Source organism: Parasphingomonas zepuensis (genome assembly GCF_036663735.1).
GTDB lineage: Bacteria > Pseudomonadota > Alphaproteobacteria > Sphingomonadales > Sphingomonadaceae > Sphingomonas.
On record NZ_JAXOJO010000003.1, the window covers coordinates 117,757 to 143,117 of the forward strand.

Below are 25,361 nucleotides of genomic sequence, written 5' to 3' on the forward strand. Positions count from 1 at the left end.
AGCATGGTGATGGCGTCATTACGAAGGACAGACATAATGTTATTCGATCCCGCCAATCCCGTCTCTGGAAGCGGCTCGTGCCGATCCTGAATGCGCTCTCCAAGCCGAGCGACTGGGTCGAGCCGGACGATGTACCCCGCCCGGTAGTGGCTTATGGTTTCGTGGCGGAGGAATTCGACGGGATCGAACTTGACCTCCACCGTCACGTGAAGGGCCAGATCATGCTGGTGCAGAGCGGCGCGCTCAGCTGCGAGGTGGATGGCGGGTTGTGGATCGTCCCGCCGCGTAGCGCCGTGTGGATCCCCGGCGGGGCGCTGCATGCGATCAGGGCGACCGGCACGCTCGAAGGCTATAACGCCTTTGTCGATCCGTCGGTCGGCGAGGGCCTGCCCACGACGTGTTGCGCCGTTTCGGTGACCCCGCTGTTGCGCGAGCTGCTGGTCCGCTCGGCCAGCCTGCCCGTCTTCTATGAGGAGGGCGGTGCGAACACCCGCCTGATCGCCGCGCTGCTCGACGAGATCGCCGCGGCGCAGGTCGAGGACCTGCATCTGCCCATGCCGACCGACCCTCGCCTCCGCCGGATCCTCGGCGAGATGATCGAGGCGCCGGCGGACCGGGGCACGCTGCAGAGCTGGGCGAAACGCGCGGGGATGAGCGACCGGACCCTGGAACGGCTGATACGCCGCGAAACGGGGATGAGCTTCGGCCGCTGGCGCCAGCAGCTCGCCGTCGTGCTCGCCGTGAAATGGCTCGCCGGGGGCGCCTCGATCCAGGAAGTCGCCGCCGATCTCGGCTATGAGAGCGCGCCGAGCTTCGTGACGATGTTCCGGAAAGCGCTCGGCACGTCGCCAGGCCGCTACATGGCGGAACGGCACTCGGGCCGGTTATAGAACCGGGGGGACGCGCGCCGGCACTTCATAACGAGGACTTACGTCATGACCAGATTGCTGATCGCCGGTGCCACCGGCCTTGTCGGAAGTCTCGCCCTGCAGCAGGCGCTTGCCGACGAACGGGTAAGCCGGGTGATCGCCCTGACTCGTCGGCCGATCGCGCCTCACGACAAGCTGGAGAACGTCGTCCTCGATTTCGCCGATATGCCGGAAGATGCCGCCTGGTGGTCGGTCGACGGCGTCGTCAGCGCGCTCGGCACGACGCGAGCCGCGACCGGCGCGCCGGCAGCCTACCGGGCGATCGATTTTGAATACCCGCTTGCCGTCGCGCGTCACGCCCGGGCCCATGGGGCGACCCGCTTCGCGCTGACCTCGTCGCTCGGTGCAAATCCCCGGTCGTTATTCACCTACACCCGGACCAAGGGCGAGCTGGAACGCGACCTGCAAAAGCTCGGCTTCCCGTCGCTGACGATCGTCCGCCCGAGCGTGCTCGACGGCCCCCGCGCGCAGCCGCGCCGAGACGAGCGCATGGCAGCCATGCTCTTCGGCATGCTGGCTCCCATGCTCCCGCGGCGGTGGCGCATCAGCCCGGCAGGCAGCGTCGCGGCCGCCCTGCTTGAGGGAGCGATCGCAGGCCCGCCGGGCGTTCATCTCATGCACAACGAGGACATGAGGCGGTCGACGGAATCAGCCGGCGCGGCGGCGTGACGAGATGGTCAGCAGGACGGCGGAGACGAGGAAGTAGAAGGCGCCAAAGGCCGCATAGGGCGCGATGTCGGTAATGCCCGGTGTCGCCGCGCCAAACGACTGCTTCAGGAAGAACCCGCCGGCCAGCGCCGATTGCGCGCCGCTCAGGATCATCGCCCATTGCGCGCCGACGGATTTCCACCGGCGTACCGCGGTTGCCAGTTGCAGGATGCCGGCCAGTCCGGCCCAGACCCCGAACACGCCCAGAACCGCATTCATGCCCTCGCCAAGCGCCACGGCCACCGCGATCGCTGTCGCGCCGCTGACCAGGACGTTGAACACCTGCGACGGGTTGCGAGCAAGACCGCCACTCTGCCGGGCGTCGGCAAAATTGGCCAGCGCATCCCAGGCGGGATAAGCGACGAGCAGCGCGCCGACGATCCACGGCTCGCCCCTGCCCAGGGTGAAGGCGGCCGCCACCCACAACCCAGCCACAAGGGCGCGCATATAATAATAACGCTTTAGCCAGCTGTCCGACACAGTCGGGATCGAGGATTCGTACATTTCACATCTCCTTGAGGGCACCACGCCCTGCCGTCGCAGCCGGGCCACAAGCCCCGGCTGGTAAAAATAAATTGCATACTGCAGTATCATTTATTGCAGTATGCAATTTACCTAGGAGCGCCGATATCCCTTGTCCAGAGATAATTTATCGCGATATGGAGTTTATCGATTTCGCCATTATGAGGCCCCCGACCAATGACTCGCCGACACTCGCCGTCCCTCGATCAGCTGCTGTGCTTCTCGCTCTACGGCGCGAGCATGGCGGTCAATCGCGCCTACAAGCCGCTGCTCGACGATCTCGGCATCACCTATCCGCAGTTCCTGGTGCTGAACGTGCTCTGGGAACGCGGCGAGGAAACCATCGGCGGCATAGCGGAGCGTCTGGCGCTCGAATCGAGCACCATCACGCCGCTGGTCAAACGGCTGGAGAAGTCGAACCTGATCGAGCGCAGCAGGAATCCGGCCGATGAGCGGCAGGTCTTCGTCAAGCTCACGGCCAGCGGCATCGCCATGCAGGAAAGGACTCACTGCCTCGGCGAAACACTGTTCGCCGCCGCCGGGCTGCCCGTGGAAAAGCTGGTCGAGCTCAACCGCCTGGTCCAGGCATTCCGCGATTCAGTGGCGACCTTCGCCGCAGCGAAGGCGGCCTGACGGCTGGTATTCGCCGGAGTGCAGGTCCGCGGGCCAGCACAGGCGATCTGAAGCGCCGTACGCTGGCCGCGCAGCGCGACTGGCTGCCCGGGGAACAGCGGATGTGGCAGTTTCAGATGATGGACTTTCGCGAAATCCGGTCGCACAAACGGACGTTCGCAACTCGGTCGGGAGCTTGCCGGAGTGCTCCTGTAGAAGGGAACCCTGCTCCATGACCGCCACAGAATCGCGCGTGACGATCCACATGGTCGCGAGTCTCGATGGTTTCATCGCCCGCAAGGATGGGGCCGTCGATTGGCTCGAGACGGCAGATGAGTTCGAAGGCGGAGAAACGCTGGAGCCCGAATATATCGCGCAGTTCCTGAGGACGATCGACTGTTATGTGCTTGGATCGCGGACATACGAAACGGCACTGGAATTCGAGGCGCGGGGATTTGGATGGTCGTACGGCGACACGCCCGTCTTCGTCCTGACCACGCGCATATTGCCGAGGAACCGGAAGACGGTCGAGTTCGTCGCGGGCGATCTCGCGCAGATCGTGACCGAAAGGCTACGGCCGAATTATCGCAATATCTGGTTTGTCGGCGGCGGCGCGGTTGCCGGCGAATGCCTCCGCCGAGGCCTGGCGGAGGAGGTCCGCTATACCGTAGCGCCGGTCCTGATCGGGGACGGCATCCGCTTCTGCGAGGGGCTGGACCTGGACGTGCCGCTGCATCTCAAGGAGGTGAAGGCATATCGGAGCGGCCTCGTCGCGCTTTGCCATGAAGTCAGGAAGGGATAGCGACTGTCCAGGCTCGCCCGGAGGGAGCCGGGCGGCAAATGGCGACGCGCCTTACGAACTCCGCAGTTGCGCCTCGATGGCAGCCTTGTCGATGACCGACCACACCGCCTCGATCTTCCCCGCGCCGAATTGATAGATGACGTTTTCGGCGAACAAGATCCTGCGGCCGTTCACCTCGATGCCTAGAAAATCCGCGACGGGCGTGCAATCGAACTGAAGACGACTGGCCACCCGCTGCTGATCATGGACCAGAATGGCGACCTTGAAGCGCAGATCGGGAATGTCGCGATAGTTGCCCTGCAACATCGCGCGATAGCCCGACAGCCCGATCGTCTCTTCGTTATAGCGTACGTCCTCCGCGACGAACCGAGGCAAATTGGCCCAGTCCTGCCGGTTCAGGCAATCGATATAAGCTTGATAGCGCTCGGCAGGGTCGGGCGCGAGCGTTCCATCCTTCGCATCGGCCCCGCTCATTCGAGCGCCTCCTGCCAGTGCGGATAGGTGACATAGGCCGTGACCGCCCCCTGCTCGTGCGAGCTGATGGTGACGACCTCGCCCTTCGGCATATGGAGGATTTCGCCTGGACCGGCCGTGACCGTACCCGCGCTCGACGATACGGAAAGCCGCCCTTCGAGCACCACCATGACATCGTCGACGGCGAGCGCCTCGTCGATGCTCTGGTTGGGCCCGTAGCGGCCGAAGCCGATGGTGATCGGGGCGCCGTGACGCTGGTCGATCACATTCCCGGCAAAAACCTCCCCGTCCTGTCCGGGCGAACGTTCGAACGAGGCGTCGGAAACAGCGAACTTGCGAACACTCATGGCAATCCCTCCGTCGTGCGCCGCCACATGGCGGCGACGATCGACGTCCGAACCGGTATTTTGTTCAACGCGCGATCGTCGGCGGACAGGTCGCCTCAGCTGAGCAGTCCACCCTCCCCGCCACGGTCACCATCGGCGCGCCGCTTCACGCGCGGGACGCCGGGCCGCCTCGCTTCCCGGATCGCCACTCCGGTGACCACGGCCCCCGCCAGCACGATCGCGGCGATCGACAACAGGCCGGCAGGCGAGATCGTCACCCGCAGCTCGACCACGGCATTCCTGTCCCGCACAGGACCAACTTCATTCGACATGCCCGCTCCTCACCCCGCTGCGATGTTCCGATGCTGCCCCGATAAACCATGGCTGGCAACGGGCGATACGAGCGTATCGGGTAAGCCTGGGCTGAGACGATCTCCCCCGTTGCGAAGCGCGGCAAGGGATGGAATACGTCCCTCATCACCCGAGGGCGCAATGCAGTCACCCAGTGCCGCTGACATCCTTGCGCGGCTCGATCGGCTGCCGCCCAGCCGCTACATGTGGAAGCTCGTCTTCCTGTTGTCGCTCGGCGCCTATTTCGAAATCTACGATCTGCTGATGACGGCCTATGTCAGCCCCGGGCTGATCCAGGCAGGGATCTTCGCCGAGGGCACGCACGCGGCGTTCGGCCTGTCCGATCAGGCGGCGTTCGCCTCCTCTACCTTTGCCGGCCTGTTCCTCGGCACGATCTGCTTCGGCTCGGTGGCTGATCGCTTCGGCCGGCGCGCCATCTTCACCTGGGCGCTGCTGTGGTATGCCGCCGCCACGCTGGTCATGGGCCTGCAGAACTCGGCGGAGGCGATCTTCTTCTGGCGCTTCGTCGCCGGCCTGGGCCTCGGCGTCGAGATGGTCACGATCGACACTTATGTCGCGGAACTGGTCAATCGCCGGGTACGGGCAAAGGGCTTCGCCTTCTACCAGGGCATCATGTTCCTTGCGGTGCCGACCGTCGCCTTTCTCTCCTGGTTCCTGATTCCCCGCCAGCCGCTCGGCATCGAGGGCTGGCGCTGGGTGGTGTTCTTCCCCGTTTGCGGCGCGCTCGCGGTGTGGTGGATCCGGCGCGCGATCCCCGAATCCCCGCGCTGGCTCGTCCAGCATGGCCGGTTCGGTCAGGCCGAAGCAGTGCTCGCGACCATGGAGGCGCGGGTCGAACGCGAGCTCGGCCATGCGCTCCCGGCGCCGGAGCCCGCGCTTGCCGCGATCCCGGCGAAAACCGGCCAGGGCCGCTTCGGCGACCTGTTCCGTCCGCCCTATCGCAACCGCACGATCCTGCTCGCCTTGTTCAACTTCTTCCAGACGATCGGCTTTTACGGCTTCGGCAACTGGGTGCCCAAGCTTGTGGCGGCACAGGGCGTCTCGGTCACCAGCAGCATGCTCTATGCGGCGCTGATCGCCCTCGCCTTCCCGGTCGGCCCGTTCCTGTTCACGCTTTTCGCGGATCGGTTCGAGCTGAAATGGCAGACGGTGGCGGCCGCACTCGGTACGGCGACCTTCGGGCTGCTGTTCGCCATGAGCCGCGAGCACTGGGTGATCATCGCCCTCGGCATCGCGATCACGCTCAGCAACAATCTGCTGTCCTACAGCTACCACGCCTATCAGGCCGAGGTCTTCCCGACCGGCATCCGCGCCCGCGCGGTCGGCTTCGTCTATTCGTTCAGCCGCCTGTCGACGATCTTCACCAGCTTCGTGATCGGCTATCTCTCAGCCCATTTCGGCAATCCCGGCGTGTTCGCTTTCATCGCCGTCAGCATGGCGATCGCCGCGGCGGCGATCGGCGCCTGCCCGCCGACCCGCGGCCGCTCGCTCGAACAATTGAGCGCCCGTGACTGAGCGCCCGGTGACGGCTCGATGGTCGCCGCAGCTGACGGCTCCGCCGCGTCAGCCTGACCTTGTCGAATCGCCTGCGAAGCTGCTAATCCGCGCTCGTCGGAAAAGGCAGCCTTGGTCTGGTAAGCCCAAGGCCTTTCGGTAACGAAAGCTCTGGTCTTTGGCCTCCTGCCTTGGACCCCCGCGACGAACATTGGCCGCTGGCAAAGCGGCTATGGTTCGTCGGCGTGGGTCTCACGGCTGAGAAACGCTCCGGTCGGACAACGACAAGGAGCTGAATCATGCCATATTTTTATCCCATCCCGCGCCAATGTACGGAGCTGGTGTATCGCGCCGGGAACCGGGCGGCGCGCCTGGCCGGAGCCGCATCGTGAACCGGTCGCTCGTCGTCATTTTCGCGGCAATCGGTCTCGACGCAGTCGGCATCGGCCTGATCTTCCCGATCCTGCCGCGCCTTATCGAGGACGTGACTCACGCGCACGATGTTGCGCCGTATATCGGCGTGCTCACAGCGCTTTATGCAGTAATGCAGTTCGTCTTCGCACCGGTTCTGGGCGCCCTGAGCGACAGCCTTGGCCGGCGCCCGGTGCTGCTGATCTCGCTCGCCGGCGCGGCGGTCAATTACGGGGTGATGGCATTTGCGCCGTCGCTGTGGCTGCTGTTTCTCGGCCGCGCCATTGCGGGGCTGACCAGCGCCAACATCTCGGTCGCGACTGCCTACATCACCGACATTTCGCCCGAGGATATGCGCGCGAAGCGTTTCGGCATGTTCAATGCGATGTTCGGGATCGGCTTCATCCTTGGCCCGGTCCTCGGCGGCGTGCTCGGCGATTACTGGCTGAGGCTCCCGTTCATCGCTGCGGCTGTGCTGAACGCTGGCAATCTGCTGCTCGCATTGTTCTTCCTTCCCGAATCCCGCGTCCCGAGCCGGACCAGGATCGACCTCGCCGCGCTCAACCCGCTGCGCCCGATGCGCTGGGTCTTTTCCATGAAAACCCTGATCCCCGTCGTTGCCATCTTCTTCATCCTGAGCGCCACCGGTGAAGTCTATGGGGTGTGCTGGGCGCTGTGGGGAAATGACATGTTCGGGTGGAACGGCCTGTGGATCGGCCTGTCGCTGGGCGCATTCGGCGTCTGCCAGGCACTGGCGCAGGCTTTCCTCCCAGGCCCGGCGGTCAGGCTGCTCGGTGAGCGCGGGGCCGTCCTGACCGGCATAGCCCTTGGCTGCGCGGCGCTGGTGTCCATGGCCTTCGCCACGCAGGGCTGGATGGTCTTCGTGATCATGCCGGTGGTTGCCCTGGCGGGCATGGGCACTCCCGCGTTACAGTCGCTCGCGACCCGCCTAGTCGACGAGAGCCGCCAGGGTCAGTTCCAAGGCGTACTGGCGTCCGCCATGAGCCTGGCCTCGATCATCGGGCCGCTGCTATTCTCGAGCCTGTACTTCGTCGTACGGGCACCCTGGCCGGGTGCGATCTGGCTCTCGGCCGTCGTCGTCAACGCAATCGCGATCCCTCTGGTGCTCAGCCTGCGGTTTCCGCCCTCGATTGCCACTCCGGCGCCGCTGAAACGCTGAACGGCAACAGTCACAACACCAGCGCCTGCCTCCAAACGTCGCCGCAAAACCATCGCCCACCCAATGGTTAATTGATTCTTGCTATAACTGTATGGCAGCCATACAGTAGTGCCAGATAGCAACAAAGTTGTAATCGAGAGAGGGGCGGATGCGGCGCGAAGCGGATGATGTCGGCGAGATTGCGAGCCGCCTTGGCTATCAGCTGCGCCGCGTCGACATGCTTGCGATGGAGGCGCTCCACGAGGAGATGGCGAAGCTCGGCGCACCGCCGGGACGCGCCACGGCGCTCGTCTTCATCGATCTCCATCCCGGCTGCGATCAGACCGAACTCAGCCGCGTGCTGGGCATCAACCGCGCCAGTACGATGGCGGCGGTCAACAACCTCGTCGCGCTGGGTGCGGTCGAGCGGCGGCCGGGCCGCGACCGGCGCAGCAACGCCCTGCACCTGACGGCCGCGGGCACTCGGCTGCGTGACGAGATCGTCCAGCTGACCGCCGACCATGATGCCGATTTCTTCGGACCACTGACTGAGCAGGAACGGGCCGAACTGTTCCGCCTGCTGGTGAAGATTCGGGACGCCCATAGCGCGATCGCTCCGCGTGCCACGCCAACGAGACGAGCGATACTGAGGAGAGTCAAATGAAGGGTTATCTGTTGAGCGGTGCGGCCGCGATCGCGATGCTGTCGTGCGGAGCGGCGCAGGCACAGGACACCTCCCCTACCGCCACCACGCCAGGCGAAAGCGCGCAGGACACAGTGCCGGTCGAGGGCAACGACATCCTGGTGACCGCCCGCCGCCGGTCGGAACGGCTGCAGGACGTGCCGGTCGCCGTCACGGCGTTCAGCGCCGCCGCGCTCGAAAACCGCAGCATCGCCACGCTCGACGAGATCGCGAAATTCACCCCCAACATCCGCTTCGATGGCGCCGCCGCGCTGTCGGGCGGCAATTACAACGCCACCGTTTTCATCCGCGGCGTCGGCCAGAATGATTTCGCGATCTTCAGCGATCCCGGCGTCGGTTTCTATGTCGACGACGTCTATTATGCGCGGTCGATCGGCGGCGTCATGGATGCTGTCGATATCGACAGCGTGCAGGTGCTGCGCGGGCCGCAGGGTACGTTGTTCGGCAAAAACACGGTGGGCGGCGCGGTGCTGATAAACACCACCACACCCGATCTGAACACGATGTCGGGCCGGATCGAGGGCACGTATGGCCGGTTCGACCGGATCGACGTGAAGGGCGCAGTGAATATCCCGATCGCAACCGGCCTCGCCGCGCTGCGCACTTCGGCCGCGAGCCTGAACCGGGACGGCTATGTCAAACGGCTGCTCGATGGCGATACCCAGGGCGATCGTTCAGCGCAGATGATCCGCGCCAAGCTGCGTATCCAGCCAGAGGGCAGCGGCCTGACGATCGACATCGGCGGCGACTATACCCGCGCCCGCGAGACGTCGGCGCCGTCGGATCTGCTGGCGGTCGGCAACGTGCCGGGCATCACCGGCATCCCGTTCCTGACCAACTACAACCTCTACGTCGCGCCCAGCCGCGGCATCGTCGCCCCCAACGGCCAGCCCACGCTGAACCCGAGCTACATCACCGCCAGCCCGTTCGAGACCTGGGCCGGCGGACCGAACGACAACGATCTGGACCTGTGGGGCGCCCAGGCAACCGTCGCCTATTATTTTGGCGGCGCGACGCTGAAGTCGATTTCTGCCTATCGCCACATGAAGGCCTATTTCACCCGGGACGGCGACAACACGCCCTTTGTGTTCCGCCAGACCACCAATCGCGACAAGCAGTGGCAGTTCAGCGAAGAGCTCCAACTCACCGGCAAGGTCTTCGACGACCGGCTGAGCTATGTGCTCGGCGGCTTCTTCTTCAAGGAGAAAGCGTCGGACATCGCAACCGCCGATCTGGCGATCGGCCTCCAGGCGCCGGCCGCCCCGCCGCCTTTCACCCCGGCGGTGTTCATCCGCAACTACACCGATAACCGAAGCCTGGCGGCCTATGGCCAGCTCGATTTCGAGATCGTGCCCCGCCTGACTCTGACGGTCGGCGGGCGCTACACCAGCGACAAGAAGATTTTCACCTCGATCAACGTGCGCCAGCGCGATCTCGTGCAGTTCACCAACGTGACGCGGGAGGCGACGTTCAATAAATTCACGCCGCGGCTCGGTGTCAACTACAAGGCTTCGGGCGACGTGCTGCTCTACGCCTCCTATTCGAAGGGCTTCAAACAGGGCGGGTTCAACGGCCGGCCGTTGGTGAGCGCCGATGAAGTGACCCAATACGCGCCGGAGGAACTCACCACTTACGAGGCCGGGATCAAGGCGCGGTGGCTCGACGGGCAGCTGACCACCAACCTCGCCGCCTTCCACTCGATCTATCGCAACATCCAGCTTACGGTGAACCAGACGCCGACCAACTTCGTCGCCAACGCCGCTTCCGGCAGGATCGACGGGTTCGAATTCGAAACGGTGATGCGCCCGGCGTCGTGGCTCTCGTTCAACGCAGCGGTCGGCTATCTGGACGCCAAATACACGGCAGTCGGCCAAGGCCTCGGGCCGACGCAGATTCTCCCGATCACGCTGGCCAGCGGGTTCGTGAAGGCGCCCGAATGGACTGTGACGACCGGGCTCGATCTCAAGCACGAATTCGACAGCGGCGGAGAAGCTGCGTTCCGGCTCGATTACACGATGTACAGCCGCATCTATCACGACGTGGCCAATACGCCGATCATCACGGACGACGGCTACGGCCTGCTCAACGCGCGGCTGAGCTATACCCTGCCCGGTAAGGACATCACATTGGCGGTGTTCGGCACGAACCTTACCGACACGCTGTATCTGGTATCCGGCAACGCGTCGGGCGCCTTCGGCCTCGCCGAGGCGAGCTATGGGCGTCCACGCGAATGGGGCGTGAGCGCTGGCTTCAAATTCTAGCCGGCAAGCGGCACCGGTGGATCCAGCCGCTCAAGAGCAGCGGTTGGATCCACCGGCCCGCGCTGCCATTGAGTCAGGCGATGTCCGGCGTTTGAAAGTCATGGCCGGACATTGCATTGCGACAGGGGCTTGGGCAGCACCGGCGCGCTGCTGCCAGCGCGCCAGTTCCAGGACTGACTGCCGTCCGCCCGGCGCCGGCACATCACCTCTTCATGCAGCGCGTACATGCCCGGCATGAACCCCGTCGCGGCGGACGGGCCGTCGGCGAACTGCAGGAAGGCGCTCGCGGAGCCGAAAGCGTTCCAGTCGGGGCCGTTCGCGGAGGTCGGTTTCGCGCTACGGGCAAAGCTGGTCCAGTAATCCAGCATCGCGCCGGAGAATTGTCGCTCGGCGGGCGTGTCCGGGATTGCCGGCCATGAGGCCGGGGTGCCGGCCATCGTCCCGAACACGAAGGGCACTTCGCTTGCGTGAAACCCCGTCACGCCCGCCGCATCCGCCGTGGGATAGCTGTGGCTGAAATAATAGAGGAATGACGGCCGCCCTAGAGCGGCCTGCTTGCGCACGAGCCGTTCCGCTGTCCAACCGAATACGGCGTCGCGCGTGCTGTCCAGCCCGTTCTGATCGAGGTCGCGAGATGCGGGATAGAGGCGCAGATAGGCGTCCGCCAGATCCCCGTATCGCGCCCTGATGCCCGCTTCATAAGCCGTAGGGCTCGCCGGGAGCGGCGGCAACAAGCCGCGAAGGGTGCGGATTTCGCCGCTGTTGAAGCCCGCGATCAGCGGCACCGGCGCCTGTTCGCCCTGATCGAAGGTATCGACCAGCTGGCGGGTGAGGATCTTGCCGTCGATGGTGCCATAGGGCGGATAGCCCGTCGCCGCGGTCGCTTCGACCAGCTGGCGCGCGTCCATCGCCCGCAGCGCGGCAAGGTTCGGCGCCTTCAGCTTGCCGGACAGCCACAGGCCCATGTCCTCGGCCGAAGCCTCCTCACCGCGCTTGCTGCGCAGTTCCGGCATGGTGAACAGATAGCCGCTCTGCACGATCGCCTTGTCGAAACTGCCCCGCGCCCGCGGCGAGGCGAGCAGATATTCGACGCTGAGCGCACCGGCGGATTCCCCGAAGATCGTCACGTTCCTCGGATCGCCGCCAAAGGCAGCGATGTTTCTGCGCACCCATTGCAGTGCCTGGATCTGGTCGAGCAGCCCGTAATTGCCGGAGATGTCGTCCGGGGATTCCTTGCTGAGTTCGGGATGCGCCAGATAGCCGAGCACGCCGAGACGATAGTTGATCGAGACCAGCACGACGCCGCGTTTGGCGAATTCCCGGCCGTCATACATCGGCGAGTGCCCGGAGCCCCAGATCAGCGTCCCGCCATGGATCCAGACCATCACCGGCGCATTGCGGGCGTTGGCAGGCGCTGTCACGTCGAGCGTCAGGCAATCCTCGGCCATCGGCACCGGACCGCGATCATAGGGGCCGGCCGCCATTGGCGGCTGCATGCAGGCGACGCCGGTCGTCTGCGCGGCGCGCACGCCCTTCCAGCGCGGCATCGGCGCCGGCGGGCGCCAGCGGTGCGCGCCGACGGGCGGAAGCGCATAGGGAATCGAGCGGAACACCGTGGCGGTGCCCTCGGTCAGGCCCTTCACCGAACCGGCCGGCGCGTTCACCACCGGCGCCTTGTCCGGCGCCGCGGACGCCATGGCCGCTCCGGCGGCCATGGCGCATGCAGCGACGGTGGCGATTATCAGGCGCGACACACTCTTCATCACAGGGTTCCTTCGAGACGTTCGGTGCGGCGGATCAGGCGCGCGAGGATCAGGAACAGCCCGGCCCCGATCAGGTACATCGGCGCGAGCGCATAATAGGCCGCCTGCAAGGCATGGGCGCCGTGGGTGGGCCGGAAAAAGTCGCTGGCCATGCCGACATAGGTCGGCCCGAGGCCGAGCCCGATGAAGTTCATCACCAGCAACAGCAGCGCACCCGAAATGACGCGCCGTTCGGGCGGCACCTCGCCCTGGACGAAGGTGACCGTCGCCGACAGGAAGAACGAGTTCAGGAACATGGGCACGCACAGGAAGAGCAAGGCCAGTTGCCAAGTAGGCGCCCAGGCAAAGCCCAGGAAGAAGGGCAGCGCGAGGGCCAGCGAGGCGGCCGGGACCGTGGCATAGGCTGCCTTGCTGCGCGCGGCGAACCGATCGACGATCCGCCCCGAGGCATAGATGCCGGCGCTCATGCCGATCCCGACGACCAGGGCGTACCAGATGGCGACGTCGCCCAGTTCCATGCCCTTTTCGCGCATGAGGAACAGCGTCGTGAAATTGAGCAGGCCATAGGTGATGAAGTTGCCGGCGCCGCTCGCGAGCGACGCCATGAGCAGCAGCGGGTTGCCGAAGAATTGCGCGATGGTCGCGACCAGGCCGATGGGCTCCGCGTCGGCGCGCACCGTTTTTGCGGGCAGGTCCTGCCCTCCGCGGTTCGGCTCGCGGACGATGAGATAGACGGCCAGTGCCGTGACGACGCCGATCGCGCCGATTACATAGAAGGGAACGCGCCAGTTGAAGGCCGCTGCGAGCGACGCGCCGAACGCAACGCCCAGCGCGGAGCCGATCGGCGGGCCGAGATTGAAAATCGCCATGGCCGTGGTCCGCCGCTCGCGGGGGAAGGAGTCGGAGATGATCGCATAGGATGGCGGCACGCCGCCCGCTTCGCCGACACCGACCATCATGCGGGCAATGACGAGCTGCCCGTAGCTGCCGACCATGCCGCAGGCGGCGGTGGCGCCGCTCCACACGGCACAGGCGATCGAGAGGACCCGCACGCGGCTCGTGCGATCGGCCAGCCAGCCGATCGGGATCGCGATGAAGCAATAGAAGCAGGCGAAGTAGAAGCCGGTCAGCAGGCCCAGCTGGCCATCGGTGATGTTCAGGCCATCCTGGATCGGCTTGGCGAGGATCGAGATGAGCTGGCGGTCAAGGAAGTTGAGGACATAGACGAAGCACAGCACCGCCAGTGTGATCCGCGCACCCGCGCCGGATGCTGGCGCGGCGTCCTGGCCGGGGGAGGTGGCGGCGGTCATGCGCGCTGGCCGCGGTGATCGTCCGCCCACAGGCCAGCGGACCCGTGGCGTTCGTTCGATCTCTTGATTGCTGGCACCATATCGACCTTCACCTCTCGATTTTTTCTTTTCAGTCTTTGGCCAGCCAGCCCGGCTTGCCCCGTCCCCCGGAATAGCCGGCCGCCACCCGCTGCTTCAGCAAGGCTGGCGGGCGGAAGCGCTCGCCATAGCAGTCCTGCAATATCTCCTGGACCTGCAGGCACAGGCCCGAGGTGACATTGTCCATCAGGGCGAATGGCCCGATCGGATGGCCGAGGCCCAGCCGGCATGCGGTATCCAGGTCCTCCGGCGTCGCGACGCCTTCCTCGACCAGCTTCACCGCCTCGATCAGCATCGCATGCAGCATCCGGTTCACTGCGAAGCCGGCGACGTCCTTCACCGCAATCGGCTGCTTGCCGGCGCGTTCGAGGATCGCGATGGTCCAGGCGACGATCGCCGGATCGGTGTCGAAGGCGGGCACGACCTCGACCAGGCGCATCCGGGAAACGGGCGAGAAATAATGCGTGCCGAGAAATCTCGGCCGCCGTTCCGGCACCAGCGCTGCGCTCAGGGTCGAGATGGGCAACGTCGAGGTGTTCGACGCGATCACGCATGCCGCGGGACAGGCCCGGTCGAGCGCCGCCAGCACGTCGCGTTTGACGTCGAGCGATTCAAACACTGCCTCGGTCACCAGGTCGCGATCAGCAAAGCTGGCGAGATCCGTCGTCGTCCGGATGCGGTCGAGAGCCAGCGCCGGTTCGCCTTCGGCATAGAAGCCCCGCGCCACGCCGCGATCCAGCACCTTACTCAGCCGCACCAGCGCTGCCTCCAGCGCCGCCAGATCGCGATCGCCGAGCAGCACGTCCATGCCGGCCAGCGCGAAGGTCAGAGCGATTTCCGCGCCCATCAGGCCGGCGCCGACGACGCCGACCCTTGTCTCAGCGAGCGACGGTGACATAGCGATCCAGCTCCCCGTGCTCATAGTCGGCGCGCAGCCGGACCTTGTCGATCTTGCCGGTCGCGGCCAGCGGCATCCGTGGCAGCTGGACGATCTCGTCCGGCAGCCACCAGTCGGCCACCTTGCCGCGCAACGCATCGACGAACGCCGGCGCGTCCCCCGTCTCGCCCTGGCGCAGCTCCACCACCAGCACCGGGCGCTCGCCCCATTTGGGGTGCGTCTTGCCGATCACGGCGACCTGCCCGACGCGCGGATCGCGGCCGATGATCGCTTCCATCTCCGCCGGGTTGATCCATTCGCCGCCCGACTTGATCAGGTCCTTCGATCGCCCGCAGATCGTGAGCGCGCCGCCATCGTCGATCGTCGCCAGATCGCCCGTATCGAAATAGCCCTCCGCATCGAGTGCGCTCGCCGCGGCGTTGAAATAGCGATCGATCACTGAGGGGCCCCTGACCTTCAGATGACCGATCACGCCGCGCTGTTCCGGGAGCGTGGCGCCGTCGGCCGAGGTCAGCTTGAGGTCGACGCCGATCGGCGGACGCCCGGACGAGCGCTCGGCCGCCGGCGGCAACTGCACTGAATCGACCGTGCCGAGCGGCGACATCTCCGTCATGCCCCAGGTCGTCTGGACGCGGGCGCCCAGGCGGTCCTCCATGCGCCGGATCAGCGCATCGGGACATTTCGATCCGCCGATGATGATGCGCTCGAGGCTGGGCACGTCGCCGCCGGTGGCGTCGAGATGGTCGAGCAGCCCGATCCACACGGTCTGCACGCCGCCGGCGATGGTGACGTTCTCGCTGCGGATCAGCGCGGCCAGGCTGGCGCCGTCCAGCTCGCGCCCCGGCAGCACGAGGCTCGCGCCGACCGCGGGCGCGGAGAAGGGGAGGCCCCAGGCATTGGCGTGGAACATCGGAATGGCGACGAGGATCGTGTCCTTCGCGGACAGGCAATAGGCGTCCGGCTGGATCGACATCAGCGTGTGGAGATAGTTGGAGCGATGCGTGAACACGACGCCTTTCGGCTTGCCCGTGGTCCCAGAGGTGAAGCAGAGGCCCGCCGCGCTCTCCTCGTCGAACTGGCCCCATGCGGCCGGCGCGCCATGCGCCGCGACCAGCCCGTCGATCTCCTCCACCGGCACGGCGAGCCTGGCCGCGATCGACGCGTCGACGGCGCCGTCGAGAACGACGACCCGCTCGATCGTCGGGCACAGCGTCAGCAAGTCCGGCAGGACGCCGACAAGGTTCGCCGCGACCGCCAGCATCCGGTCCTCGGCTTCGTTGATCATCGCCGCTAGCTGCGCGGAGGTGAGCCGGGGGTTCAGCGTGTGGCACACCAGGCCCGCGTTCATCGTCGCGTGATAGACTTCGAGATGATGCTGGGTGTTCCAGGCTAAGGTGCCGACCCGGTCCCCGACCTTCAGCCCCAGCGCGAGCAGCGCGCCGGACAGGCGGTTGCTGCGCGCACGCAGTTCCGCATAGCCGACGCGGCCCACAACCGCGCCGCGCGACGCGGTCGCGATCGTTCTCATCCCATGCCACTTCGCGGCGTGGTCGATGAATTTGTCGAGGGTAAGCGCAAATTTCTGCATATGCTGGGGGTACTACTCGGTAATGGAGTTGCCCGTGCGCCCGGGAGCGGCGGATGCCCCCGGGTCACTGGTTTCGTCTCTCGATCAGAAGGCCTTCCGCAGGCCGACCGCGACGTAGCGGCCCAGATTATAGCTTCCACCGATGCCGTCCGTCGCGGGAAAGAAGGGCGGCCTCTGGTCGAGCAGGTCGTTCAGCTGCAGCGACAGCTCGGTTCCCTTGGCCAGCCCGATGTTCGGAAGCTTCGCGGAGAAGCGCAGATCGACCGTCGTATAGGAACCGGCGCTGTACTGGGCGGTGCCGGTCGGGGTGGCATAGAGACTGGTGACGCCGTGCCGGTAATTGACGAAGCCGACGGCGGTGACCGGACCGGCCTGCGCGCCCAGCGTGGCTCGTGCCGTCGCCTTCGGGACGCCGAGGTCAAGCAGGTTAGATACCGCCGATGTCGGGGAAAGCTGCGTCTTGTACTTCAGAATATAGTTGCCGGCCAAGCCCGCGAAGACCGAGCCGAAGCCGGTGGTCTTGAGATAGCCGATGTCGACGTCGAGGCCGTTGGTATTGCGAATCCCGAAATTGCCCTGGCGGAAGTCGAGCAGGTTGCCGATCGGCGGTAGCGCTCCCGCCGCGAAGTTGACCGGCACCGCGATCGACAACAGGCCTGAAAGCTGCGCCGCCGTGGGATTGCGGTACACGACGGAGGCGAAAGTCGGATCGGTGAAGGCGATGCTGCCGCCCGGGGTTCCGATCACGTCGGTATAATGGATGTCGTAGAAGGTCATGCTGGCCCGGAAGTTGGGCAGGAGGCCGGGAGTCAGGTCGGCACCGAGCGACCAGGTCCGCGCCTTTTCGGGCTGAAGACCACGGTTGCCGCCGTACAGGGCCACCGTGTCGACCTGCGCCGCGCCCCGCGTCGGATCGCGCAGGACGCTGCCGGCGATGGCGGCCGCGTTGAAGTAATAGGCACCGACGGTAGCGCCGACATCGCGTAGCCCCGGGGCGCGGAAGGACGTGCCATAGGTACCCCGAAGCGTGAGGCCGTGCACCGGCTCCCAATTGACGCCGAGCTTGGGGTTGGTCGTCGAGCCGAAGTCGCTGTAATCGTCGTAACGGGCAGAAAGCGACAAGGCGAGGCCGCGCATCAGCGGCGCTTGGTTGTCGGTCCCGACGATCGGCACGAACATTTCACCGTAAACCGACCTGACGTTGCGATCGAGCCGTTCGGGAACCTGGCTGCCGCCATAAATCCCGCGCTGCCGGAACGCCTCGTGCCGATACTCGACCCCTACCGCGATCTTGAGCTGTCCACCGGGCAGCTCAAGGAGCGAACCGTCGACCTTGGCGGCGCCCAGATAGGTGCGCTGGTGGATGACGATATCCCCCGCATAGTCGAGGATCTTGGCCACTACGGCAGGCGAGGTGCCGTTGCCGAACGGATCGAGTGCCGTCGCCGCGGTGCTCGCCGAGGCAGCTGCGTCGAGGGCGGCAGGATTGATCGCGGGGAGATAGGCGTCGTTTCGCGCCCAATTCGCCGTGCCGTAGACGCTCAGCTTCAGGTCGCCGCCCAGCTTGGCGTCGATCCCGGCGGACGAGTTACCCGCCCTGACCCGGAACTTGTTGTCGATATGGTCGGCGCCATAGAGGTTGTCGGTTCGGAACTGCACGAACTCGATGGTGGCGCCACTGCCCGGCGGGGCCTTGAAGAACGGGTTCGTCGAGAAGCCGGGGATATTGTAGAGGATCACGCCCCCGGAAGCGCCCGCACCGGGTGGCGGCGGCGCCTGGACCGTGTCCTTGCGGTCGGAATAGAGAATCTCGCCCCACAACGTGACGCGATCGCTCAGCTCCTGATGGGCGGTGAGATAGCCGCTGTGCAACTGGGATTCCGGGACGATGTCCGACACCGCACCATTGTCGCACAGGTTGCGCGTGTTCGGCGCCAGCGTCGGCGCCGCATAATAGATCGCATATCCGGTGGTGTTCACCGCGACGTTCGCCGCCGGGCATACCGAGCTGCGCGAATCGACGCCGCCATAGGGCCGGAAGTCCACCACACGGAATTTGCGGTCGGCGCCGGTGATGTTGCCGTTCTCGGCATATTGATAGGCCGCGACGACCGATCCGCTGCCCCAATCCTTGCCGAACAGGCCGCTCGCGGTGAAGGTGTGATAGTCGTCGGCCATCCCGTAGCGCACCGACGTCTCCAGTCCGGACGCCCGTTTGCGGGTGATGAAGTTGATCACGCCGGCGACCGCATCCGAGCCATAGATCGCCGACGCGCCGTCAGCGACGATCTCGACGCGTTCGATCGCGAGGTCGGGAATGAACGGGAAGTCGGGGTTGGTCTCCTTGGTGCTGGAGGCCACCAGCCGGTGCCCGTTCATCAGCGGCAGGGTCGCAGTCGCCGGCAAGCCGCGCAGGCCCGGTGCGAAAGAGCCTGCCCCGCCACCGGTCGCCCTGGCGGCGGTATTGAAGCTGTTGAGCTGGGGCACGGTCGCCAGGAGGTCGGCGGACGTGCTCGCGCCGATCGTCCGGATATCCGCGCGGGTGACGCTGATCAGGTTGGAGCCCGTCGGCGGCACGCCGCGGATGCTCGATCCGGTCACGATGATGTCGGCCTCGGTCTCGTCCGGGCTATCTGCCGCGGATTGCGGAGGGGCAGCGTCCGCTGGCGCGATGGCAGCGCTATTTCCACTTCCATTGGCGCTCTGCGCCCAGGCTGGCCCAACTGCGCAAAGCAGCGCCGCTGCCAGGGACGTGCCAGACAATGCGATATGCCTGTTAAGCTTGCCAGTTCCGGTCATGATATCCTCCCACGCTTATGTTCTTCATTCTTGGGAGCATCGATGTCCGAGAGCCCGCCCTTTAGCTATGGCAGGTCTGACAGCCAGATTTAACGCAAGTGACCAGCATTGCTTTCGTTCAGGCACTGGTGCGTTCGGTCAAGAGCATCGTTGCCGCGGTCACCCGCGCATGATCCGACTTGTACCGGGCGCGGTATTCCGACGGGGTCATGCCGGCCCACTCGATGAAATTGCGGGTAAAGCTACCCGGCTCGCTGAAGCCCACCCGGTAACCGACCATGGTGATCGGCAGGTCCGTGACGAGCAGATAGGCAGCCGCAAGCTCCCCTCGGAGCCGGGTTCTGATCTGCTGGAAGCTTTCCCCCTCACGGGCGAGATTGCGACGCAGCCGACGCGGCTCGCTGCGGAGGCGTTCCGCGACGGCGTCGATCGGCGTGGACCAGATTTCCGAGCGCTGAAAATCCACCAGGACGTTTTCGGTTTGCGCCCGCCACGTCAGGCGTCCGCTCGGCATGGCGAACCAGTCCGGGTTGCTAGCATTGTGTTCCTGATACTCGGCCAGAGTTCCGTGAACCAGGCGTGCACTCAAATCCTTCCGGTCATAGCAAAGGGCGTCGATCGGTGCGTCATACTGTATCGGGCAGCCAAATAAGGCGAACCGGTCAAAACCATTTGCCTGCACTGGCCGCGACGCGCGCACGGAAACGCCGCGCAAGCGCACAGGGCGCCCGATGAGCCAGCTGAACAGATGGAAGATCCACACGAAGCGTAGCCAGACGAAGATGTCGCGGTCCACCCCCTCGATCGTATGGTAGGTGCAGACATGTTTCACGCTCAGGCGATCTTCGACGAGTTGCGGTCCGATGTCCGCCGACAAAGCCTGGGTAAAGCGGATGCTCACGCGGAGAGATTCTCCGAAGGTCTCGCAATGCAGGTATGAGAGCGTCCGCTCCATCTCGAGCGCGAGCCGGCACCGCTCTGCCAGAAAGCCGATATACGCATCGTCCAGCGCCAGCTGAATCTGCTGAACCAGCCGAAACAGCGCCCGACCATCGATGGCCTCGTGCACGTTGCCATACACAGACGGATCAATGGCCGCTTGGCGCAGGAGATCGTGCGGATCGTGGCCCTTTATCACGGCACCACGGAGGAGACTCTCAACCGCACCCCCGTCCAGCCCCCGGAACCTCTCGGGCCGGGTTGAAGAGTTCGAAGCCAAATCCGGCATGTTGGGCATTTCAGCCATGGCTTCCTGAACTTCCCACGATCCGCCACGATGCGCCAGCGCGATCCACCAGCGCTTATCTGATGGCAGGAAGCCATGTTGCCAACGCCAGTGGTGCAGACAGGCGTCGATTTAACGGCGCACTGCTCTCCAGCCTGGACGCAAGGCCCAAGCGGCGATCGATAGCCTGCCCGTCACAGCGGCCCGGTCGGCCGGTACAGCATATGCGTCGGCAGAGCGGAGTCGCTCACCATGATCGCCGGGAACGGGCTTATGCCGCTCAGATCGGGTAATGGCCGGGCTGAGTCTCGATCGTGATCCAGCGCAGTTCCGTGAAGCTGTCGATCCCGGCCTTGCCGCCGAAGCGGCCATAGCCGGAGGCCTTGGTGCCGCCGAACGGCATCTGCGCCTCGTCATGCACGGTCGGCCCGTTGACGTGGCAGATGCCCGACTTGATCTGGCGGGCAATGCGCAGGCCGCGCGCGGTGTCTTTCGTGAACACCGCCGCCGACAGGCCGTATTCGGTGTCGTTGGCCAGTTCGATCGCGTGCGCTTCGTCGCGGGCGCGGATGATGCCGACCACGGGTCCGAAGCTTTCGTCGCGGAACAGCTTCATCTCGGGCGTCACCTTGTCGATGACATGGGCGGGCATCAGCACGCCGTCAGCCTCGCCGCCATTGACCTGCACTGCGCCAGCGCCGAGCGCATCGGCGATCAGGCTCTTCACATGATCGACCGTCTTCTGGTCGACCACGGCGCCCAGCGGCGTCTTGCCCTCGCGCGGATCGCCGACCGGCATGGAGCCGACCTTGGCCGCGAACTTCTCGACGAACGCGTCGGCCACGCTGTCGACCACGATGATCCGCTCGGTCGACATGCAGATCTGGCCCGAATTCATGAACGCCCCGAATGCGGCCGCCTTCACCGCTTCGTCGAGATCGGCATCGTCGAGTACGATCAGCGGTGCCTTGCCGCCCAGTTCGAGCAGCACTGGCTTGAGGTGCCCGGCCGCGCGCGTCGCGATGATCTTGCCGACCGCGGTCGATCCGGTGAAGTTGATGCGGCGCACCGCGGGATGGTCGATCAGTGCGCCGACGATATCGGCGGCGTCCTGCGGTGCATTGCTGACCAGGGTCACGGCGCCCTTGGGCAGGCCGGCCTCCTCGAATGCCTCGACGATCAGGCCGTGGGTGCGCGGGCATTGCTCCGACGCCTTCAGCACCACCGTATTGCCGCATGCCAGCGGCATCGCGATCGCGCGCACGCCGAGGATGATCGGGGCGTTCCACGGCGCAATGCCGAGCATCACGCCGACCGGCTCGCGCAGCGCCATCGCAATGCAGCCGGGCTTGTCCGACGGGATCACTTCGCCGCTGATCTGCGTGGTCATCGCCGCGGCCTCGCGCACGATCCCGGCGGCGAGCATCAGGTTGAACCCCGCCCAGCCCTGAGTCGCGCCGATCTCGCCCATCATCGCTTCGATGAACTGCGGCGCCTTCGCCTCGAGCGCATCCGCCGCCTTGTTGAGCAGCGCGCGCCGCGCATTGGGGCCAAGCGCCGACCAGACCGGGAACGCCGCGGCCGCCGCGTCGCACGCCGCATTAGCGTCCTCGACACTCGCGGCCGGCGCCGTCGTCGCGACCTCGCCCGTCACCGGATTCAGCCGTTCGAACGTCGCCGTCGCCGAATGCCCGGCCGTCATCGTCGCAGAATCAGTCATCACGCTCTCCCGTTATTGTTATATTGCATAGCGTAATGAAAAACCCACGACAAGGCCATGACCTCGGCTGAATCCTGCTTTGCCGTGAATCAGTCATGTTTGAAGCTGCCGTACTCATGACGAACATTCCTGGACCAGCCACCTTCCGCACATCGTCCATTGTTGACGGCTTGTTCGCCGCTCTACGGCATTGAAACACGCGGGCCTTTTTGGCGTTTCTAGCGTCGGAAGCCGGAGGAAGTTGCAATATGGGCTAATTGGCTGCCGGACCCATGGCATCCCGGAAGACCTCCTCGAGCACGCTCAGATCCAGATCCTTTGTGGATTTGAACCTGATGCAATATCCGGTTATCTTGGCCTTTCCGAGCCGTGGTCCATAAGTCTCGGACAGGTATTTCTTGTCCGTAAGGCCCATGACGTAGACCGATAGCCCGGCCGTATTGGCGCTAAGGCCGATCTTGTAGAACCGTCTCGACTCCCCGGTGGCATAGCTGAGAATCGTCGCCCCATATCCAATATTCGGATTTGAAACGACCTTGCCCTTGTCGTCCTTCCCATCCAGGAACCAGAGCTCGGCGTCGGGAGAAATCTCCAAGATCCGCCGATGCAGATCCCGCAATTCCTCGCTCTTCGCCGGTGACTGATCGTCAATATATCTGTCGATCTGCTCGCCTACCCTCATGCCAGGGGTTTCCTTTCATCGTCGCCAGGCTGCAACCCGCAGCACGAACACCGGCCTTTCATCGGGGCGACGATTGTCCTCGCCTGCAATCGACAAAACCCGCTGACTTTCCTCGACCTTCGGTGGCGTTCCTCGAAACCAGCCCTGTCGCACGCCTGAACAACCAAACGACGCAGAACATCGACTATGGTCGCGGTAGGAACAAGCGCTGAAATGTGGAGGCTGGATCGCAAAGCGAGCCGCCTGCGTGGCCCGGGAGTATCCCCCATGTTCGTCCATGCCGTCTCCCTAATAGCGCTGTTGGCTGGCGCGCCGTCCATAGCGCCCGCGGAAACGCCGTCGACGACGGCCAGCGGCCCGGCGACGGTTTCGCTGTGGCCGCGCGGCGCACCAGGTTCCGAGCAGCGGTCGAGCGACCCCGAGATCGTGGAGAACACCTATGTGCGGAGCGTCCATAGCCCGTCCCTCACGGTCTTCCCTGCCGACCCGCGCCACGCCAATGGCGCAGCGATCATCGTCGTGCCCGGCGGCGGCCATCGCATGCTGGTCTTCGTCAATGAGGGCGTCGGTCCGGCCAAGGCGCTCAACCGCTACGGCGTCACCACCTTCGTCCTGAAGTACCGCCTGGCGCGTGAGACAGGATCGACCTACGCGATCGAGCGCGACGCCGCGGCCGACCTGCGCCGGGCGATCCGCTGGGTGCGCGCCAACGCCAGCCGATATGGCGTTGATCCGCGCCGCATCGGCGTGATGGGCTTTTCGGCCGGCGGCGAACTGGTGTCGCTCGTCGCGGACAACCCCGAGCCCCAACCGCCCTCGCCCGATCCGCTCGACGCGGTCAACGCCCGTCCCGACTTCCAGATACTCGTCTATCCGGGCCCCCTGGGCATCCCCGCCCGGGCCGCGACCGGCGCCCCACCTGCCTTCATCACCGCCGGCTCGCTGGACCAATGCTGCGCCGAGCCGGCCATGATGCTCTACGGCCAGCTTCGCAAAGCTGGCGTGTCAGCCGAACTGCACATGTTCGCCGACATGGACCACGGCTTCAACATCGCCGCCCACTCCGAGAGTCTGTCGATCCTGCACTGGCCCGACCGGCTGGCCGATTGGCTTAGCGATGGCGGCTGGCTGCGCGAACGGCCCCTGACGGACCCGAAACCCTTCAAGCCCTGAATGACTGTCACTCTTCTCGGTGAGTAGGACGCGCGCTCAGTCACTGTTCGAGTCTGACTCCTCTTGCTCCCCCTACAAAGGCGGAGCGGAATCATTCCCCACTCGATTGTTAAAAAGACGAAATCCACTGAAATACAAAGATAAATCAACAAATTGCGCTATTCAGCGGATTGCAAGACCGACAAAATGCCTGGCCCTGATCTTACTGGATAGCGTCCATCGACCTTTCTGGTCGGGGTTACGGTGCACGATGCGCGTATTCTGAGGGACCTGTTGGGGCGGGTCAGCCGGTGCGTGTAGCTGGTCTTCCTGAGTGCCGGCGGTGCACCGCGCCTGGACCAGGTGCCTAGTGCATCTCCACATCGGCTGCGGTCAGCAGGATTGGCGGCTCCCCGCCAAGACGCCTCACGAACTCGAGCAGGGCGATGCGGTGGATGTCGGCTTCGAACTCGCTAAATAGCTCGAGCGCGTAGTCGCCATCGATGCCGTCAAGATCGGGATCGAACATCTGTTCGAGTGCTTCGCTGGTGATGAGAAAGTCCACTGGGCCGAGTGCCGTCATGCCCGTGAAACCGACGCTCTGGCGTTCAGCGGCCCAGTAGCCGTCGCCAGGCTCGAACGTCACGCTTGGCTGCGCCATCGCCGATCACTCCTGCTGTGCTTCCCAAGCCGGCAAGCGCTCCGCCAATACCGCAATCCCGCTGCCCTCAAAAGACGCCTGGGCGACACCGTCGATCTGCACCGGCCGCTCCGGTGTCAGCATGGCTGCTGCCTGGTGTGCCGGATCGAGACCCTGCCAGGCGCGCACGGCACCCGCGAGGCTCGTCACCTCCGCCAGATCGCCGTCGCCGCGCGGCACATTTTCGAGGCTCGCGCTCATGCGCCATTCGATCGGCGGGGTCTTGGCGGAGTCACCCCAGCTTGCTTCGGTCATGCGCATGTCTTCCCGTAAATCATCGATGGTGTGTGAGGCCCTTCAAGCGCGCGGTATCGCCTGGATGTTCCGGCACTCGTCTCAGCGGCTGGCTCTCGCTGAGCCTTAATGCGGCGCGAGGCGGCGGGAATGCTCACCCGGCGTCAGCGCGGACTACCGTGATAATTCCAACATGCGCGGCAGACTTTGGTGCAGTCCCGGAGGGGCTTCGGCGCTAAGTGTTGGACCATCGTGGCGGTGCAAAAAAAGCCCGATTGTTCCCGAATGGGGCCGCCGTGGGAATTGCAGCAGGCGAGGGCCAGTTCGCGCTGGTCCAGATCGCATCGGGGATCGCCCTTGCTCTCCTCGCCGCTATGAAAAATCGTGGTCCGCGTGATCCCAGGACCAGAGCCCGAAGACGACAGCAAAGTGCAGGGAC

The 25,361-nt window shown here is 65.1% G+C and carries 23 protein-coding genes; 9 read left to right on the forward strand and 14 right to left on the reverse strand.

Annotated elements, in window-relative coordinates:
- Positions 1–77: 77 nt before the first annotated feature.
- Both U1769_RS11875 and U1769_RS11880 read left to right on the forward strand, forming a co-directional pair.
- Positions 78–890 carry an AraC family transcriptional regulator gene (locus U1769_RS11875; protein ID WP_332716036.1) on the forward strand — a complete coding sequence of 271 codons (813 nt, stop codon included), beginning with the start codon at positions 78–80 and terminating at the stop codon, positions 888–890.
- A gap of 45 nt (positions 891–935) precedes the next feature.
- Entirely contained in the window at positions 936–1,598 is a 663-nt protein-coding gene (locus U1769_RS11880; RefSeq protein WP_332716038.1) for an NAD(P)H-binding protein, read from the forward strand.
- Here the strand turns inward: U1769_RS11880 and U1769_RS11885 are convergent.
- A complete protein-coding gene (locus U1769_RS11885) occupies positions 1,578–2,141 on the reverse strand; it encodes a DUF308 domain-containing protein (protein ID WP_332716040.1) in 564 nt (187 codons plus the stop codon). The genes U1769_RS11880 and U1769_RS11885 overlap by 21 nt on opposite strands.
- A 195-nt stretch (positions 2,142–2,336) precedes the next feature.
- Between U1769_RS11885 and U1769_RS11890 the strand changes: the two genes are divergently transcribed.
- Both U1769_RS11890 and U1769_RS11895 read left to right on the forward strand, forming a co-directional pair.
- Positions 2,337–2,792 carry a MarR family winged helix-turn-helix transcriptional regulator gene (locus tag U1769_RS11890; RefSeq protein ID WP_332716042.1) on the forward strand — a complete coding sequence of 152 codons (456 nt, stop codon included), beginning with the start codon at positions 2,337–2,339 and terminating at the stop codon, positions 2,790–2,792.
- A 211-nt stretch (positions 2,793–3,003) separates the two neighbouring features.
- Positions 3,004–3,573, forward strand: coding sequence for a dihydrofolate reductase family protein (locus tag U1769_RS11895; protein ID WP_332716044.1), 570 nt, complete (start codon positions 3,004–3,006; stop codon positions 3,571–3,573).
- Positions 3,574–3,624: 51 nt separating this feature from the next.
- On the opposite strand, the gene U1769_RS11900 is transcribed toward U1769_RS11895, so the two are convergent.
- The 3 genes from U1769_RS11900 to U1769_RS11910 all read right to left on the reverse strand — a co-directional run bounded on the left by U1769_RS11900 (position 3,625) and on the right by U1769_RS11910 (position 4,705).
- The gene (locus tag U1769_RS11900; protein WP_332716046.1) at positions 3,625–4,047 is read right to left on the reverse strand and encodes an ester cyclase; all 423 of its coding nucleotides are present in this window, start codon (positions 4,045–4,047) and stop codon (positions 3,625–3,627) included.
- Positions 4,044–4,421 (reverse strand): EutQ-related cupin domain-containing protein, encoded by a 378-nt coding sequence (locus U1769_RS11905; protein WP_332716048.1) that lies wholly within the window; start codon positions 4,419–4,421, stop codon positions 4,044–4,046. The genes U1769_RS11900 and U1769_RS11905 overlap by 4 nt, the downstream gene beginning before the upstream one ends.
- A 68-nt stretch (positions 4,422–4,489) precedes the next feature.
- Positions 4,490–4,705, reverse strand: coding sequence for a hypothetical protein (locus U1769_RS11910; RefSeq protein ID WP_332716051.1), 216 nt, complete (start codon positions 4,703–4,705; stop codon positions 4,490–4,492).
- 160 nt (positions 4,706–4,865) lie between these two features.
- On the opposite strand from U1769_RS11910, the gene U1769_RS11915 reads away from it, so the two are divergent.
- The 4 genes from U1769_RS11915 (at position 4,866) to U1769_RS11930 (ending at position 10,773) form a co-directional block, all read left to right on the forward strand.
- The gene (locus U1769_RS11915; protein WP_332716054.1) at positions 4,866–6,260 is read left to right on the forward strand and encodes an MFS transporter; all 1,395 of its coding nucleotides are present in this window, start codon (positions 4,866–4,868) and stop codon (positions 6,258–6,260) included.
- A 367-nt stretch (positions 6,261–6,627) separates the two neighbouring features.
- Positions 6,628–7,830 (forward strand): TCR/Tet family MFS transporter, encoded by a 1,203-nt coding sequence (locus tag U1769_RS11920; protein WP_332716056.1) that lies wholly within the window; start codon positions 6,628–6,630, stop codon positions 7,828–7,830.
- Between the two features lie 148 nt (positions 7,831–7,978).
- Complete coding sequence (locus U1769_RS11925) at positions 7,979–8,473, forward strand: MarR family winged helix-turn-helix transcriptional regulator (RefSeq protein WP_332716058.1); 495 nt, start codon at positions 7,979–7,981, stop codon at positions 8,471–8,473.
- Entirely contained in the window at positions 8,470–10,773 is a 2,304-nt protein-coding gene (locus tag U1769_RS11930) for a TonB-dependent receptor (RefSeq protein WP_332716061.1), read from the forward strand. The genes U1769_RS11925 and U1769_RS11930 overlap by 4 nt, the downstream gene beginning before the upstream one ends.
- A 98-nt stretch (positions 10,774–10,871) precedes the next feature.
- On the opposite strand, the gene U1769_RS11935 is transcribed toward U1769_RS11930, so the two are convergent.
- The 8 genes from U1769_RS11935 to U1769_RS11970 all read right to left on the reverse strand — a co-directional run bounded on the left by U1769_RS11935 (position 10,872) and on the right by U1769_RS11970 (position 22,836).
- Positions 10,872–12,536 carry a carboxylesterase/lipase family protein gene (locus U1769_RS11935; RefSeq protein WP_332716063.1) on the reverse strand — a complete coding sequence of 555 codons (1,665 nt, stop codon included), beginning with the start codon at positions 12,534–12,536 and terminating at the stop codon, positions 10,872–10,874.
- Positions 12,536–13,846 carry a spinster family MFS transporter gene (locus tag U1769_RS11940; RefSeq protein WP_332716066.1) on the reverse strand — a complete coding sequence of 437 codons (1,311 nt, stop codon included), beginning with the start codon at positions 13,844–13,846 and terminating at the stop codon, positions 12,536–12,538. The genes U1769_RS11935 and U1769_RS11940 overlap by 1 nt, the downstream gene beginning before the upstream one ends.
- Before the next feature lie 109 nt (positions 13,847–13,955).
- Positions 13,956–14,822, reverse strand: a complete 867-nt coding sequence (locus U1769_RS11945; protein WP_332716069.1) for a 3-hydroxyacyl-CoA dehydrogenase family protein — start codon at positions 14,820–14,822, stop codon at positions 13,956–13,958.
- Positions 14,803–16,350, reverse strand: coding sequence for an AMP-binding protein (locus U1769_RS11950; RefSeq protein WP_332716071.1), 1,548 nt, complete (start codon positions 16,348–16,350; stop codon positions 14,803–14,805). Before U1769_RS11950 ends, U1769_RS11945 begins: the two co-directional genes overlap by 20 nt.
- Positions 16,351–16,494: 144 nt before the next feature.
- Positions 16,495–19,209 (reverse strand): TonB-dependent receptor plug domain-containing protein, encoded by a 2,715-nt coding sequence (locus tag U1769_RS11955; RefSeq protein ID WP_332716073.1) that lies wholly within the window; start codon positions 19,207–19,209, stop codon positions 16,495–16,497.
- Between the two features lie 118 nt (positions 19,210–19,327).
- Positions 19,328–20,455 (reverse strand): AraC family transcriptional regulator, encoded by a 1,128-nt coding sequence (locus U1769_RS11960; RefSeq protein ID WP_332716075.1) that lies wholly within the window; start codon positions 20,453–20,455, stop codon positions 19,328–19,330.
- Between the two features lie 259 nt (positions 20,456–20,714).
- Entirely contained in the window at positions 20,715–22,154 is a 1,440-nt protein-coding gene (locus U1769_RS11965) for an aldehyde dehydrogenase (RefSeq protein WP_332716078.1), read from the reverse strand.
- Positions 22,155–22,407: 253 nt separating this feature from the next.
- Entirely contained in the window at positions 22,408–22,836 is a 429-nt protein-coding gene (locus U1769_RS11970) for a DUF1801 domain-containing protein (RefSeq protein WP_332716080.1), read from the reverse strand.
- 267 nt (positions 22,837–23,103) lie between these two features.
- Here U1769_RS11970 and U1769_RS11975 point away from each other — a divergent pair, with 267 nt between their 5' ends.
- A complete protein-coding gene (locus U1769_RS11975; RefSeq protein ID WP_332716083.1) occupies positions 23,104–24,009 on the forward strand; it encodes an alpha/beta hydrolase in 906 nt (301 codons plus the stop codon).
- Between the two features lie 346 nt (positions 24,010–24,355).
- Here the strand turns inward: U1769_RS11975 and U1769_RS11980 are convergent, their stop codons facing one another.
- Complete coding sequence (locus tag U1769_RS11980; protein WP_332716085.1) at positions 24,356–24,649, reverse strand: DUF1488 family protein; 294 nt, start codon at positions 24,647–24,649, stop codon at positions 24,356–24,358.
- 6 nt (positions 24,650–24,655) lie between these two features.
- Positions 24,656–24,943 carry a hypothetical protein gene (locus tag U1769_RS11985; protein WP_332716088.1) on the reverse strand — a complete coding sequence of 96 codons (288 nt, stop codon included), beginning with the start codon at positions 24,941–24,943 and terminating at the stop codon, positions 24,656–24,658.
- Positions 24,944–25,361: the final 418 nt, after the last annotated feature.